Origin of the sequence: Thioalkalivibrio sp. AKL19, assembly GCF_000420165.1 — a bacterium.
Lineage (GTDB): Bacteria > Pseudomonadota > Gammaproteobacteria > Ectothiorhodospirales > Ectothiorhodospiraceae > Thioalkalivibrio.
Window position 1 is genome coordinate 63217 of record NZ_ATUK01000017.1, and the last position, 14178, is coordinate 77394.

General features: G+C 67.7%; 14 protein-coding genes. 5 read left to right on the forward strand and 9 right to left on the reverse strand.

Translation table 11 applies throughout. The features are described 5' to 3' along the window. Window positions 1-34 precede the first annotated feature (34 nt). The 6 genes from F817_RS0112870 to mtgA all read right to left on the reverse strand — a co-directional run bounded on the left by F817_RS0112870 (window position 35) and on the right by mtgA (window position 5844). Entirely contained in the window at window positions 35-634 is a 600-nt protein-coding gene (locus F817_RS0112870) for a hypothetical protein (RefSeq protein WP_024328028.1), read from the reverse strand. 73 nt (window positions 635-707) lie between these two features. Next, window positions 708-1223: an MOSC domain-containing protein gene (locus tag F817_RS0112875; protein ID WP_024328029.1), complete on the reverse strand. Its 516-nt coding sequence runs from the start codon at window positions 1221-1223 to the stop codon at window positions 708-710. Continuing rightward, entirely contained in the window at window positions 1220-1900 is a 681-nt protein-coding gene (locus F817_RS0112880; protein WP_369774227.1) for a class I SAM-dependent methyltransferase, read from the reverse strand. The genes F817_RS0112875 and F817_RS0112880 overlap by 4 nt, the downstream gene beginning before the upstream one ends. Continuing rightward, window positions 1897-2583: a zinc metallopeptidase gene (locus tag F817_RS0112885; RefSeq protein WP_024328031.1), complete on the reverse strand. Its 687-nt coding sequence runs from the start codon at window positions 2581-2583 to the stop codon at window positions 1897-1899. Before F817_RS0112885 ends, F817_RS0112880 begins: the two co-directional genes overlap by 4 nt. A 107-nt stretch (window positions 2584-2690) precedes the next feature. Then, window positions 2691-5003 carry a mechanosensitive ion channel domain-containing protein gene (locus tag F817_RS0112890; RefSeq protein ID WP_024328032.1) on the reverse strand — a complete coding sequence of 771 codons (2313 nt, stop codon included), beginning with the start codon at window positions 5001-5003 and terminating at the stop codon, window positions 2691-2693. Between the two features lie 118 nt (window positions 5004-5121). Further along, window positions 5122-5844, reverse strand: coding sequence for a monofunctional biosynthetic peptidoglycan transglycosylase (gene mtgA / locus F817_RS0112895; protein ID WP_024328033.1), 723 nt, complete (start codon window positions 5842-5844; stop codon window positions 5122-5124). Between the two features lie 239 nt (window positions 5845-6083). On the opposite strand from mtgA, the gene F817_RS0112905 reads away from it, so the two are divergent. From F817_RS0112905 to F817_RS0112915, 4 genes are read left to right on the forward strand one after another with little or no spacing between them, the layout of a single operon-like run. After that, window positions 6084-6413, forward strand: coding sequence for a hypothetical protein (locus tag F817_RS0112905; protein ID WP_024328034.1), 330 nt, complete (start codon window positions 6084-6086; stop codon window positions 6411-6413). Beyond that, the gene (locus tag F817_RS0112910) at window positions 6406-6819 is read left to right on the forward strand and encodes a thiol-disulfide oxidoreductase DCC family protein (protein ID WP_042799181.1); all 414 of its coding nucleotides are present in this window, start codon (window positions 6406-6408) and stop codon (window positions 6817-6819) included. Before F817_RS0112905 ends, F817_RS0112910 begins: the two co-directional genes overlap by 8 nt. Window positions 6820-6833: 14 nt before the next feature. Beyond that, the gene (locus F817_RS14445) at window positions 6834-6986 is read left to right on the forward strand and encodes a DUF2256 domain-containing protein (protein WP_081644512.1); all 153 of its coding nucleotides are present in this window, start codon (window positions 6834-6836) and stop codon (window positions 6984-6986) included. Continuing rightward, window positions 6983-7561 carry a histidine phosphatase family protein gene (locus F817_RS0112915; RefSeq protein ID WP_024328036.1) on the forward strand — a complete coding sequence of 193 codons (579 nt, stop codon included), beginning with the start codon at window positions 6983-6985 and terminating at the stop codon, window positions 7559-7561. The genes F817_RS14445 and F817_RS0112915 overlap by 4 nt, the downstream gene beginning before the upstream one ends. Before the next feature lie 45 nt (window positions 7562-7606). Here the strand turns inward: F817_RS0112915 and F817_RS0112920 are convergent, their stop codons facing one another. From F817_RS0112920 to F817_RS0112930, 3 genes are read right to left on the reverse strand one after another with little or no spacing between them, the layout of a single operon-like run. After that, window positions 7607-9172 carry a TolC family protein gene (locus F817_RS0112920; RefSeq protein ID WP_024328037.1) on the reverse strand — a complete coding sequence of 522 codons (1566 nt, stop codon included), beginning with the start codon at window positions 9170-9172 and terminating at the stop codon, window positions 7607-7609. Further along, window positions 9165-12245 (reverse strand): efflux RND transporter permease subunit, encoded by a 3081-nt coding sequence (locus F817_RS0112925; RefSeq protein ID WP_024328038.1) that lies wholly within the window; start codon window positions 12243-12245, stop codon window positions 9165-9167. Before F817_RS0112925 ends, F817_RS0112920 begins: the two co-directional genes overlap by 8 nt. Continuing rightward, on the reverse strand, window positions 12242-13462 hold the full coding sequence (locus tag F817_RS0112930) for an efflux RND transporter periplasmic adaptor subunit (RefSeq protein ID WP_024328039.1): 1221 nt from the start codon (window positions 13460-13462) through the stop codon (window positions 12242-12244). Before F817_RS0112930 ends, F817_RS0112925 begins: the two co-directional genes overlap by 4 nt. A 194-nt stretch (window positions 13463-13656) precedes the next feature. Here F817_RS0112930 and F817_RS0112935 point away from each other — a divergent pair, with 194 nt between their 5' ends. Next, window positions 13657-14115, forward strand: coding sequence for a TspO/MBR family protein (locus tag F817_RS0112935; protein WP_029681140.1), 459 nt, complete (start codon window positions 13657-13659; stop codon window positions 14113-14115). The last annotated feature ends 63 nt before the right edge of the window (window positions 14116-14178 follow it).

Genomic DNA, 14178 nt, shown 5'->3' on the forward strand with positions numbered 1-14178 from the left:
CGGGCCTTTCCGTTTGCCGGAGGAGGCTGTGCGATCAGCGCATCATGCCGCCCTGGCCACCTTGTTGCTGTTGCTGTTGCTGCTGCATCTGTTGCTGCAGGCTCTGCATGCGCTCGATCACGTCGTCGATGTCGGCGTTTTGCTGGCGCATGGCGGCCATCAGGTCTTCACGCAGGGATTCCTGGGCTTCCAGGACCTCCTCGTCCTGCGCGACGGCCTGCTGGGCCTCCTGCAGGTTCATCTGTGCCTGCTGCACATCCTCGGACTGGATGACTTCCTGGCGCTGCTCCGCGCTCAGATCGGGGTCGCGCAGCTGCTCTTCGGCGGATTCCAGGGTCTCCAGATCGCGGCGCGGCTGGTAGCCGGCGGACTCCATCTTGTCCAGAACCAGGTTTTCGAGTTCTTCGCCTTTTTGTTCCAGCTGCGGGTTGTTCTCGATGGCCTGCTGCTGGGTTTCGGCAAGGGTCTGCTGGAGTTGCTGCATCTCCATCTGCGGGTTGCCGCCCTGGCCACCCTGCATGCCCATGCCGCCCTGGCCCTGCTGGCCCATGCCCTGGGCCATGGCGAGCGGACTGGCCAGTGCGAGCGCGGCCGCGGCGATCAGTCCGGCGAGGGACTGGGAACGAATCTTCATAGAATTTCTCCTCGTGAGTAGATGTATAGAGTAGACAATCGCACTTAACCCCAGCTTAACAAGCGTGGCCCGCTCATGCCGGCGCGCGCGAGTGCCAGGTGACCCGGGCCCCGGCACGCAGCGTCCCGGAGCGCACCACGTCGAGACAAATGCCGCTGTCGAGGCCAAGGGCCCGTGCGAGGTTGTCCCCCGTTAACTGATTGAGATACCCACAGGGCGGACGGGGTCGTCCGATCTTCAGGACGGCGTCGCCGATGCGGAGGAAACCACTCTGGCGCGGCATGCGATACCACCCGGAGACCACAAGATTGCGGCGGTGTTCCCCGGGTGCGATGGGGCCGCCGCGGCGCTGTGACGCCCGTTGCAGTTCGGAGGCAGTAATCAGCGTAACCGGGCAACTCTCCACCGCATGCCAGTGGCCCCGGTTCGTGGCGTAGCGGTCGCCGCGCAGCCCGCTCCCCGCGATGGCTTCGATCGCGTCCACGGATTCCATGGGCTCGCCCGCGGTGGTGCAGACATGGATCGCCTGCAGCCGCGCGGCGGGCGGACCGAACCAGTCCGGGCGCCAGGCGCGCAGGCGGTCGATCATCGCGGCCGACCCTCCGTTCGCGTGAACAGGGCGATGTCGCGCGCGGGCAGCGCGAGGGTGCAGTCCAGCCGTTCGGCGATCCAGTGCAGGCTCGCCGGTCCGTAAAAGGCGACATGGGTGGGGTCGCGGCGGTAATGCCAGCGGCGAAACCGGGACGCTACGGGCGGCCATTCGGTCATCACGGCGAGACGGCCGTGGGGGCGCAGGGCGTCCAGCATGGTCCGCAGCGATTTCATCGGGGCGTGCAGGTGCTCCAGCACCTCGGTACAGGTAACGAAGTCCCAGCCGCCATCGGGTGCGCGGGGCATTTCCGGGGCAAAGGCCGGGTCCCAGGTGTCCATGGTGTAGCCCTGCTGGCGCAGCAGGTTCGCCAGAACGGGCCGCGGCCCGCAACCCCAGTCGAGCCCATGGGCCGGGGGCGGCAACGCCGCGAGCAGTGGCGTGATCAGGCGCTGCAGGTGTTTCCGGTAGCCGGGATCATCGGGCCGGTTTTCGTGCGTGCGATAGTAGGCCCGTTCCACATCGCGCCGGGGCCAGGCGGCACGTTCGAGCGCGATCAGGCGGCACGCCAGGCAACGGCGATAGTCGCCGGGCGAGGCGTCGCCAATCCCGCGGTGGTGAAACGGCCGGCTGGTTGCCGCGCACAACGGACATGTCGTCGGGTCGGGCCCGCTCATCGGCGCAGATACCGGAACCACGTGGCGATGTTCAGAAGGCTCATCAGCGATTGCGACAGGTAGGTGTAGGCGGCGGCCTTCAGGATCCGCTCCGCATGGGAGTAGTCGGGCGGGTGCAGGTACTTTCCCTCGCGCAGTATGGGCATCGCACGGCGGAAGCTGGCGTCGAACTCGGTGGGCAGCGTGATGAAGTGGACCAGCGCGGCGAGCCCCATGGACAGCACCCCGGCCAGCAGGAACAGGATCGCGGGCGCCGGATGCCGGGCGATAAGGGTGACGAAGGGGATGGCGACCAGCAGCCAGGCGCCAATCTGCTGACCATACCCCGCGACGCAAACCAGGTAGCTGCGCATCCGGAGCGGGGCGTAGCCCTCGGCATGCTGCAAGGCGTGACCGACTTCGTGAGCGGCGACGGTGACGGCCGTGAGCGAGTGGCCGTCGTGGTTCTCGGGCGACAGGCGGATGGTGCGGGACTCCGGGTCGTAATGATCCCCGTCCTTGGTGGTCTCGATCCTGACCTTGTGCAGTCCGTGCCGATCCAGGATATCGCGCGCCAGCTCGGCCCCATTACCCTCGTAGCGATCCGGGGGCTGGTGATATTTCCGCATGATATGGCGAACCCAGAGGCCCGGTGCCCAGGCCACGAGCAGCAAGAGGGGAGCGAGCAGGATCAACAGTCGCATGCGGCTATAGTGACCCAAATCCCCTCATGCCGGAAAGGGTCACCCCGCCCGGCGGGCGTCCATGTCGCCGCAGGGTCGTCGGCGAGCCAGTCGGGGCGCCGTACCCATCAGTCGTCGGCCTCGTCGTAATCGCCCTTGTGCTTCGGGTTCGGGCGGGCGCGGCGGTCGTCCGAGTAGTCGTGGTCGTCGCCCGCGTCCTCGGGGCCGGTCTCGAGGACGCGCAGGTTGGCGGCCGGCGCGGAGCCGTCCTTCTCCTGACCGAAGTAGATGGTCTGGTGCGGGAACGGGATCTCGATGCCGGCGGCGTCGAAGTGACGCTTGACCAGGCGGTTGAACGCGCGGCCCAGGCCGAACTGGGTGCCCGGCAGGGTCTTGATCCGGATCCGGACGTTGACCGAGCTGTCCGCCAGGGCGGTGACACCGTGCACCTCCATCTCGTCGAGGATGTTGGGCCCCTGGTCGGGGTCCAGTTTCAGTTCCTCGAAGGCCTCGCGCAGGCGCACGATGACCTCGTCGATGTCCTCGCGATAGGCCACGCCGTATTCGCCCACGTGGTAGGCGAACTCGCGCATGTAGTTGGAGACCGCATCCACCGACGAGAACGGGATCAGGTGATAGGTCCCGGAGAGGTCGCGTACGCCGAGCGAGCGGATGGTCAGGCGTTCCACCACGCCGGTTATGCCGGCGACCGTGACGACGTCACCGACGTTGATGGCGTTCTCCAGCTGGATGAAGACGCCGGTGATCACGTCCTGGACCAGCTTCTGCGCCCCGAAACCGATCGCCAGACCGAGGACACCGGCACCGGCCAGCAGCGGGCCGATGTTCACGCCGACCTCGGCCAGCACGATCATGGTGGTCATCACGATCAGCACGATGGCCATCGCATTGCGGAAGATCGTCAGCAGCGTGGCCTCGCGGGCGGTGGGACCGCCCGCCCCGGTATTGGGATTCATGCGGTGCTCGATCCAGCTGGCGAAGACCAGCCAGATCGCCAGGACGCCCAGCAGGATCAGTGCCACGGAGATCGCGGTGCCCAACACCGCCATGCCAATATCGGAGGCCAGCCAGGTGGTCAGGCTGAAGGCGCCCCAGGCGTCCGCGATCACTGCCAGCACGATCAGCAGGATCACCAGGCGCATCATCCGCAGTGCCTTCGGGATATACGAGTTCAGGCGCAGTTCCAGCGACGGGAATTTCTCCCGCGTCTCTTCGGGGACCCGAATCTGGCGGCCAATCAGCTGGGTCAGGAGATTGGCCACAAAGACGCCGACGAACGCAGCAAGCAGGGTCTGCCCGGTGGCCTTGGCCATGAAGGGCAGGGCGTCTTCCGGGCGGGTGATGCTGACCACGGCCAGGGCGAGGAAATAGACTAGGGCAATCCAGTGCCAGGACTTCGCGAGAAGCGTGGTCACGATGCGGGTGAAGGCGAACTCGGCGCGGATGGCGAGGGCCATCAGGCGGTCATGCACCCGCGTCCGGTTCTGCAGGATGATCACGGCGGCGTAGAGGAACGCCGTCAGCATCACGATCAGGCCCAGGGAGCGCCCGGCCTCGGAGGAGATCTGGTTGTTGGCGACCGGCACCAGCAGCAACAGGCCGTAGCCAATATAGCCCACGATACGGGCCAGCCAGGCATTCCAGTAGGCGGCCTCGTCCCCGGCCATGGGCAGCAGGCGCAGGCCGTGGTAGCGCGTGGCGAAGATCAGACGCAGGGCCGCCTTGGTGACTTCGATCAGGAGGAAGGCGTTGAGGAACAGCGAATGACGCGTGTTCATCTCGCCGGTATCGCCCAGCACGAACAGCGCCAGCGCATAGCCGGCCAGCCAGGCGAGGATGACCACGAGGAAGTCGATGGCGGCCGCCAGGATCACGGCCGGAAGCGCCCGCATCAGGCGCATGTGTTCCGCGGCATTCAGCGCCCAGCGGTCGAGCGCCGTGAACAGCGGCGCGCCCATCCGGCGCAGCACCAGGAACACCGCCACGGTGAACACGATGATGATGGCGAGATCGAGCACGGCCATTCCGAACACGGTCGGTTCGATCGCGCGAACGCGCTCGGCGATGTCCGTGGCGATGTCGTTCAGGGCGCGGACCTCGGCCACGGTCCCTTCGGCCAGCGACTGGGTGAGCTGGGCAATCTGACGCGCGACGGATTCGCTGTCGCCGGTTTCGACCGGCAGGTCATCCGTGGCGGAGTCCTTCGCGCTGGAGCCGTCGCCGGAGCGCAGGGCCTCGAGCAGGTCTTCGCGCGCCTCCTCGTTCTCCAGCGCGTGGATGAGCATCTGGCGCAGATCGCTGCCGGAACCCTGCTGACCGGTGTCCTGTGCGGAAACGGCCCCGAGGGGCAGGATCAGTAGAAGGGCGAAAAGTACCAGCAGGCGGGAGAAGTCGATACGCGGCGCGCGCAGATGGGTCACGGCAAACCTCCATGTCTGGGCGGGACATCCATGCGAGCCCCCGGTACGGTCAGTCAGTCCGAGGCAGTCTAATGGCTGGAAGTTCCGTGCCACAATTTCGGTGGCCTGCGCACAGGCTTTATTCCAGCAGCATCGGATCCAGCCAGGCGATGCCGAGCTGGGCCATCTGGCGCTCGACCCAGGCGATCCGGCGATCCAGCTGTGGTCCGGGTTGCACGGGGTTCATGCGGCCAGGGCTGGGCAGGATGGCGGCCAGGCGCGCGGACTGGTGGCGATCCAGCTCGGTGGCGGAGATCCCGAAGTAGTGTTGGGCGGCGTTCTCGATGCCGTAAATGCCGGGGCCCCATTCCGCCAGGTTCAGATAGATCTCGAGGATGCGCCGCTTCGGCCAGAGGGTTTCCATGCCGAAGGTGAATCCGGCCTCCAGCGTCTTGCGCACCCAGGAGCGGCCGTGCCACAGAAACAGGTTCTTGGCGGTTTGCTGGCTGATGGTGCTGGCGCCGCGCAGGCGTCCGCCGCGAACGTGATCGCCCAGCGCCTGGCGTACCGAGCCCCAGTCGAAGCCGCGGTGGTTGGGGAAGTGCTGGTCCTCGGCCGCGATGACGGCCAGCATCAGGTGGCGCGGCAGGTCGTCCAGGCGTTGCCAGTCCGGGCGCCGGTTGGAGGCGGTCTGCCAGTCGGTGGCCACCACCATGGCCATGCCGTAGGGCGGGTCGACCCGGGCAAAAAGCACCACCAGAGCGAACATCGCCCCGATTCCCAGTGCCAGGACGAATGCGGCCAGTCCGCCCGTCCAGTAGAGCAACCGGCGCAGCGGGCGGCGCTTGCGGCGAGGGGCCATTAGCGCGCCCCCGCCGCGCGCGGCGGGCTGAAAGAGTCGGGTTTCTGGTTGTGGCGCTTCATGAGTCGCAAGGATAACGCCTGCGCGTGCCGGCCGGGATGGGTTTCGCGACGCGATTGGGTCCTGCGGTACCGTCCCGGTCGAACTGTTTGCCGGTTTCGTGGCCCAATGGCGGAGGGGTTGGGCGACCGACCCCGGAATCCGCCCCGCCAAGCCGACCATTCGCGAAGGAGAGAGCCATGGACGTATTGCCCTATCGCTATGTCACACCGAGCGGCGAGGCCGTGTCCTTCGAATTTCGCCTGCACCCCGAGACCGGCTCCGCGGTGCGGGTACAGCAGTTGCTCGACCGCCTGACCGACACCCTGGACAACGAGATCGGTGTGCTTGGGGACACCTGCAACGGCGACGTACTCCAGGCCCTGGCGATGGCGCTCGCCGTGCGCACGGAGATGATCCCGGCCAACCCCGATATGACCCAGGGCCTCGCGCGGGATGTGGTGGAGCGTGCGCTCAAGTCGCTGAACGAGGCGCAGCACCAGCAGACCGGACCGGTGGGTCATGCCTGAGCGCGACCCGGAACCGCAACCGCGGGACCCGGGACGGCCGATCGTGTTCTTCGACGGTGGGTGCCCCCTGTGCCGGCGGGAGATCGGGCATTACCAGCGCCTGGATACGGCCGATGCGATCGACTGGCGCGACATCCACGCCGATGCGGCGCCGCTCGCGCATTGGGGGATCACCTGGGATCAGGCCATGCAGCGCATGCACGCCATCAGCCCCGGGGGTCGCATGCGCAGTGGTGCGTTTGCCTTCGTCCTGGTATGGCGGCATCTGCCGTACTACCGCTGGCTGGGCGGCGTGCTGCACCGCCTGCCGCCGATCGTCTGGCTGATGGATCGCGTCTACAACGTGATTGCGCGTTATCGCTGGCGCTCGCGCTGCGACGACGGGGTCTGTCACCCGGATCGCTGACCGCATTCCCGGATATGGCGCAGGCCAAGCCGCATCTGCCGGAAAAGATCTGCGCGGTCTGCGGCCGGCCGTTTTCCTGGCGGAAGAAATGGGCGCGCTGCTGGCGAGAGGTGCGCTACTGTTCCGACGCCTGCGGGCGTCGCCGTACGAGGAAATTGGCGTCATGAAACGCTCTGTATTCCCGGGGTTCTGGGTCGTGCTGGTGCTGGCGCTTGCGGCGCCGGTGGTGGCGGGTGATCGCGCGACGGAACGCGCGATTGCGGAGCAGTTGCAGGAGCCGTACCGCATCCTGCTGATGCGCCACGCCATCGCACCGGGGATTGGCGACCCCGCGGGTTTCGACGTCACGGACTGCGCCACCCAGCGCAATCTCTCCGACGAAGGCCGCGCGCAGGCCCGCGAGGCTGGCGAGCGCCTGCGGGCCGCCGGGCTGGATTCGATACGCGTGTTCGCGGGCCCCTGGTGCCGGAACCGGGATACCGCGAAGCTGCTGGGCTATGGAGAACCGGAGGTCCTGGAGGCGCTGGGCTCGGTTTTTCGCACCAATGCCCCGCATCGGGAGCGGCGTATGCGGGCGTGGCGGGAACACCTGGCGGAGGAATACCGGCAGGCGGCGGGGCCTGCGGTCTACGTGACCCACCGGGCGAACATCATGGAGCTGAGTGGCCGCAGCATTGGCGCGGGGGCGATGCTCGTCGTCGAGATCGACCCGCAGGGCAACGCCCGGCCTGTGACTCAATAGCCGCGCGGCCTGACCGGGGTCTCGTTGGCCCTTGGGCTCCTCGCGCTACAGGCGAATCTCCACGCGCTCGGCGCCCGGGGCGTCGATGCCGCGGTGCAGCAGCAGGGTGCCGCTGGCATTGAGCAGTTCGGTGCTCAACTGGCGGAAACGCACCACCGTCTCGGTCAGGTTCAGGCGGCTCTCCAGCAGGTCGCGCTGGGCCTGGGAGACGGCCAGCGCGGTCCCGGCGCCGACGCGGAAGCGCGTCTGTTCCACCCGCAGCAGCTCTTCCTGCAACTCGACGGTTTCCTTCTGTGCCTGAATTTGTTCGCGGATGCGGGCCGCGTCGAACCAGCGCGCACGGACGTCCTCGATTGCCAGCTGTTCAATATTGGCGAGGGTCTCCTGGATCTGCAGGCGCGTCAGACGGGCGCGGGTGTGTTGCGCCTCGGCCGCGCGGTTGCCGATCGGCATGTCGAAGCGCAGGCCGGCCGCCAGGTCATAGCCGTCGCCCTGGCTGGCGCGGAAGGTCTGGCCGAAGGTTTCGGCATAGCCGGACTGACCAACGGTCACAAAGAAGTCCAGGCGTGGCAGTAGTCCGTTACGGGTGCGGATGACCTCCAGCTCGTCGCGTTGCACGCGCAGCCGGGTCTCGTTGAGGTCGGCGCGGTGATCGCGGGCGAGAGCGACATAGGTATCCAGCGGCTCGAGGTGGTAGCGCTGCAGATCCGGCTCCGAACGGGCCTCCAGGCGGGTATCCCACAGATCGCCGTCCCCCTGCAACAGGCGAGCCAGCGCATCCTGTGCGAGGGCTCGTTCGCTGCGGGCATCGATCAGGCCCTGGCGGCGCAGTGCCATCTCGGCGCGGGCCGAGACGGCCTCGGTCTCCGGGCGGTCTCCGGCACGGATACGGCGTTCTGTCTCGTCAAGCTGCTGGCTTGCGACGGCCAGGGCCTCCTCGAAGATCGCTATCTGTTCGTCGGCCAGTACGAGGTCCCAGTAGCGGCTTTCCACATCGGTGATCAGTTGTTCGACGAACCCGCGCACCTCGTATTCCGAGGCCTCCACGTCCAGGCTGGCCTGCCGCAGGCGCACCAGGTTGGACTCGATCCGCCCTCCGCGCAGTAATGCCTGAGTCAGGCTCAGGCCGGCGCGGGTGGTGTATTCGCTCTGGTCTTGAAAAGAGCTGTTGGCACGAGAGCTGCGAACGGACAAGGTTAGGTCAGTGCCAGTCGGCAGGGACTGTTGCAATCCGACTTGGCCCCGTCTTTCGCTAAAGAAGGAATCCCGTGTAAAGCCCTCGGATTCATCAGTCTCGCGGTCGCGATAGATATCGATGTCGGCAAATAGCGCAGGGTCGAAAACCGCACGTTCCTGAACCTCAAAGGTACCGGCGATTGCAGTTTGCAGTCGCTCGGCCCGCAGGCCTCGGTTGCCTTCCAGGGCGCGCGCTACCGCTTCTTCAAGAGATAGGCTCTCTTCTGCCACTTCGTTGCGGGCGAACGGGCGTTGTTCCAGCAATTCTTCGGCGGACAGCGTCAGACGCAGGCCGTCATCGGTCGAGTCCTCTCCGTTGGCCGTTGCGGTCAGTGCCAGGATGAAGAGCGGAAGGGCAGGGGTAAGGCTACGCATGGTCGAGGGGCATCCGGTAGACGGGTTCATGGCCGTGCTGTTGGCTTCGACGATGAAACAGCAGGTACAGCGTCGGGATCAGCACCAGGGTGATCAGGGTAGACGAGAGCAGCCCGCCGATCACGACCCGGGCCATCGGGGCCTGGGCCTCGCCGCCGTCGCCCATGCCGATGGCCAGCGGCGACAGCGCCAGGATAGTGGTCAGCGTGGTCATCAGGATCGGGCGCAGGCGCTCGCCGGCAGCGGCGACGATGGCCGCTTGCAGTTCCATGCCGTCTTCGCGGTGGCGCCGCGCCATGCGGTCCACCAGCAGGATCGCGTTGTTCACCACGATCCCGACCAGCAGCAGGATGCCGATCAGCGACTGCACGTTGAGCGTGGTGTCGGTGATCAGGAGTGCGCCGGTTACACCAATGATCGCCAGTGGGATGGAGAACATCACGATCAGCGGGTCGCGCAGGGACTCGTACAGGCTGGCCATCACCATGTAGACCAGTAACGTCGCGAGCAGGGTGCCCAGCAGCAGTTCGGAGAACGCGGCTTCCTGCTCCTCGATGTCGCCGGTGACCGAGAAGTCGATCTCCTCCGGCAGCGGGATATCGGCCAGCGCCGCACGCACGTCGGCGGCGACCTCGCCCAGCGAGCGGTCGCCGATGTTCACGAACAAGGTGCTGATGCGCGCCTGTTCGCGGCGCTGGATGCTGTCCGGGCCGATCGCCGTATCGAACGTGACCAGGCTGCGCAATGCCACGCGTTCGCCGTCCTCGCTGCGCACGGTCAGGTTGAGGAGGTCGTCCAGCGAGCTCCGGTCGGCGTCGCGTAGTTGGACCCAGATGCGCGTCTCGTCGCCGCCCGCGCGCAGCTGGCCGGCGCCGGAGCCGCCCAGGGCGGTTTCCAGGGTCTGGGCGATGGTGCGCACGTCCACGCCCAGGTCGGCGGCGCGGTCGCGGTGGATGCGGGTGGCGAATTCCGGCTGCCCGCCGTCGGAACCGACACGGGTGTCGGTGACGCCGGGGACGTCCGCCAGCGCGCTCTCGAAGCGCTCGATGACGGCGTTCATCGTCGGCAGCTCGAAGCCGCGGACCTCGATGGACAGGCTTTCCTCGTCGGCGCCGCGCCCGAAGCCGCGGAAGAAGATCCCGCTGGAGGCGCGCACGCGGATCTCGACCCCCGGCGGGCTGCCCAGCGCGTCGCGCAGGGCCGCGGCGATGTCGTCGGAGGAGCGGCTGCGACTGTCGCGCGAGCCGACCATCACGCGCATGTTGCCGGAGGCGGGCGAGGAGGCCCGGAACGCCGAGGCGCCGGAGCTGGAGACCAGGTTTTCCAGTTCCGGGACCTCGTCGTGGATGATCGCCTCGAGGCCGGACATGGTGGCGTAGAGCTCTTCCAGGGGGGTGCCGGGCTCCATGGCGACATGCACGCGCAATTCGCCTTCGTCGGTGGCGGGCAGGAATTCCGTGCCCACGCCGCGCAGCCCCGCCAGGGCGATCATCAGCAGCAGGAGGCTGATGCCGATGACCATCCACGGCTGGGCCAGGGTGCGCCGCAGCAGCCCCTGGTAGCGTTGCTCCATGCGCGCGAGGGCACTGGTGTCGCGCTTGGGCATCGGGGCGCGGGCCATCAGCATCGGGACCAGGGTCAGCGCGACAATCAGTGAGCCCGCCAGGGCAAAGGCGACCACCGCCGCCAGCGGCTTGAACAGCTGGCCGGCCAGTTCCTCGGCGAAGAACAGCGGCAGGAAGATCGCCACGGTGGTCAGGGTGCTGGCGACGATGGCGGGTGCGACGCGCCCGGTGCCGCTGATGGCGGCCTCGGCGGCGGTCTGCTCGGCATGTTCCTCGCGCCGTCGGGCAATGCTCTCGATCACCACGATGGCGTTGTCCACCATCAGGCCCACGCCCAGCGCGATCCCGCCGAGGGTCATCAGGTTGAGCGAGTAGCCGCCGAAGTAGACCAGGCCGAAGGTGGCGATCACCGCCAGCGGGATTGCGGTGGCCGCGACCAGCGTGTAGCGGATGTTGCGCAGGAACACGAGCAGCACCAGCACGGCCAGGGCACTGCCGTAGAGGATCGAACGACCGACATTGGTGATGGAGTTGCGGATAAAACCGGCCTCGTCGGTGACGGCGCGGATGTCGATCTGGGGGAAGTCGCGGTTCAGGCGCACCAGTTCGGCGTGGACCGCCTCGGAGACCTCTACGGTGTTGGCGTCGGCCAGCTTGCGCACGGCGAGCTGCACGCCTTCCTCCTGGTTGACCCGGAACCGGCGGGTAACGCGCTGGTGGGTGTCGCGCACGTCGGCCACCTGGTGCAGGTAGGTCACACCGTCCTCGCTGCGCTGCACGATGGTGTCGCGGACCTCGTCCACCGAGCGGAACTCGGCCGGGGTGCGCAGGCGGTATTCGCGGCGCCCATCCATGATCGGGCCGCCGGGGGTGATCACGTTGGCGTTTCGGATGCGATCACGCAGGTCGTCCAGGCCGAGGTCGATGGCCTCGATGCGTTCCGGGTCCACCTCGACGCGGACCTCGCGCTCCAGGCCGCCAAAGGTATCCACAGCTGCCACGCCGGGGATGCGTTCCAGACGCGGGGCGATACGGTTGTCGATCAGGGTGCGCAGGTGGATGGCGTCCAGTTGCGAGCCGATGCCCAGACGCATGATGGGCGAGTCCTGGGTGTCGAACTGGCGTACCAGCGGGCGATCGGCGTCATCGGGCAGGCGGTCCTCGATGCGCGCCAGGCGATCGCGCAGGTCGTCCACCGCCTGGCGGATGTCCGTGCCCCAGGCAAAGTTGATGCGGACGTTGCTGTTGCCCTCGGCGGAGGTCGAGCGGATCTCCTGGGCACCGGTAATGGCGGCCGCGGCCTGCTCCACCTGGCGCGTGACGAGTTGTTCGACTTCCTCGGCCCCGGCATTGGGGTAGGACGTCATCACCGTGACCACCGGGTAGGTGATATTCGGCAGCAGATCCACCGGCAGGCGGGTCAGCGCGGTCAGGCCGAGGATCACCACGATCAGGGCCACCATGCTGGTCAGCACGGGGCGGTGGACCGTTACGCGGGCCGGATTCACGGGGTGTCCGACTCGGGTGTGTCGTCTCCACCCGGCACGTTGCGCGGGTCGGTCACGCGCAGCGGGGTGCCGTCCGCGAGCAGGTGCTGGCCGAGCACCACGACCTCGGTGCCTTCCGGTAGCTCGGGTTCCAGCAGTTCGACCCAGTCGCCGTCACGCACGCCGGTAACCGCCTGATGGCGGCGGGCCTGCGGGCGCTCGCCGCTGCGATCCACGCTGAACAGGGTCGGGCCGGCCTCGCGCTGGATGATCGCGTCGCGCGGTATGGCCCGGACGGCGTCGCGTTCCCCCAGGGTAATGGCGGCCTCCACGAACATGCCCGGGCGCAGCTGGTCGCGTTCGTTGGGGATCTCCACCTCGACCCGCGCCTGACGTGAACCGGGCCGGAATTCCGGGGCGATGCGGGCGATGGTGCCGGCAAATCCGGCGTCCGGATAGGCGGCGGTGTAGACCTGTGCCCCCTGGCTCGGCGACAGCCGGCCGTAGTCGGCCTCGGTCACGGCCAGGATGGCGCGCACCGGCTGCAGCCGGACCAGCGCCAGTGCGGTGTCGTTGGCGCTGATGACCGTGCCGGGATCCACGTGGCGTTCGGCGACCCAGCGGGTGCTGTCGGCCGTACCCGCCTCGATGCGGGTGTAGCTCAACTGGATCTCGCGGGTGCGCAGCGCGGAGCGCCGCTGGCGGATCTGCGACTCGGCCAGGGCGACGCGCGTCTGTGCCAGGGCGAGTTCGGTTTCCGCGGCCTCCAGCTCCGAGCGCGAGGCGATCCCCTGGTCGCGCAGCTCGCGGGTGCGCTGCAGTTCGCGCCGGGTCGCATCGCGGCTGGCCAGGGCCTCGGCCAGGCTGGCCTCGGCGACTTCCAGCTCCGCCGCGGCCTGGGCCACGTCCTGCTCGAATTCCTCGGTATCCAGCTGCAGCAGCGGATCACCGGGCTCCACCCGGTCGCCCAGATTGACGAATACCTCGGCAACCCGCCCGCCCACGCGGGGGGTGATCTCGATCCGGTCGGCGCCCTCGATGCTGCCGGTGAAGCGCCGCCGTTCGACCAGGTCGCGGGTCTCGATGCCGGCGATGGCGACCGCGACCGGGCGGGTCTCGCCACCGCCCGGACGACTGGAAGGGGCCGCGTCGTCTTCCGGGCCCAGCAGCATCCAGGCGAGGATGCCAGCGGCCAGGAGAAACAGGAGCGCGGTGATCAGTGTGGCGGGGCGGGGCATTGCTACTCGCTTGTGTGCGGGGTGGTCAGGTTAGAGTGTCGCGTGGTTGACTGAATCGTGCATGAATTCCGTTCGGAATCCGGCGCCGATTCGATGAAGCCCGGACTAGGACCCCCGAGTACAAGGAGAATTCCGTGACGACATCCGATTCGGCCCGTCCCCCGCGCCCGCGGCGGCGCTCCTTTGCCACGGACATGCTCGGGCTCCTGGGCTGGATGGTGCTGGTGTTTGCCGTGGCCGGGCTGGGTGGCTGGGCAACCAGTCTCTCGGTGGGCGACTGGTATCCGACACTGGCGCGTCCACCACTGAATCCGCCGGATGCGGTATTCGGCCCGGTCTGGAGTGTGCTGTTCGGCCTGATGGGTCTCGCCGCCTGGCATGTCTGGCGGCGCGTCGGCCTGACCGGCGCCCCGATTGCGTTGGGGTTGTTCCTGGCCCAGCTCGCGCTAAATCTCGGCTGGTCGGTGCTGTTCTTCGGCATGCAACGCCCGGATCTGGCGCTCGTCGAGATCCTGATCCTGTGGCCGCTGATCCTGGCCACACTGATCGCTTTCTGGCGCATTGACCGTATCGCCGGCGCGCTGCTGGTGCCGTACCTGTTGTGGGTCGCCTTCGCCATCTACCTCAACGCGGGGATCGTCTGGCTCAACTGACGAGCCGGGTCTTCAGCGGTTGGGCGTCATGCGGTTGTCATTTGGGCGGGGTATGCTGACGCG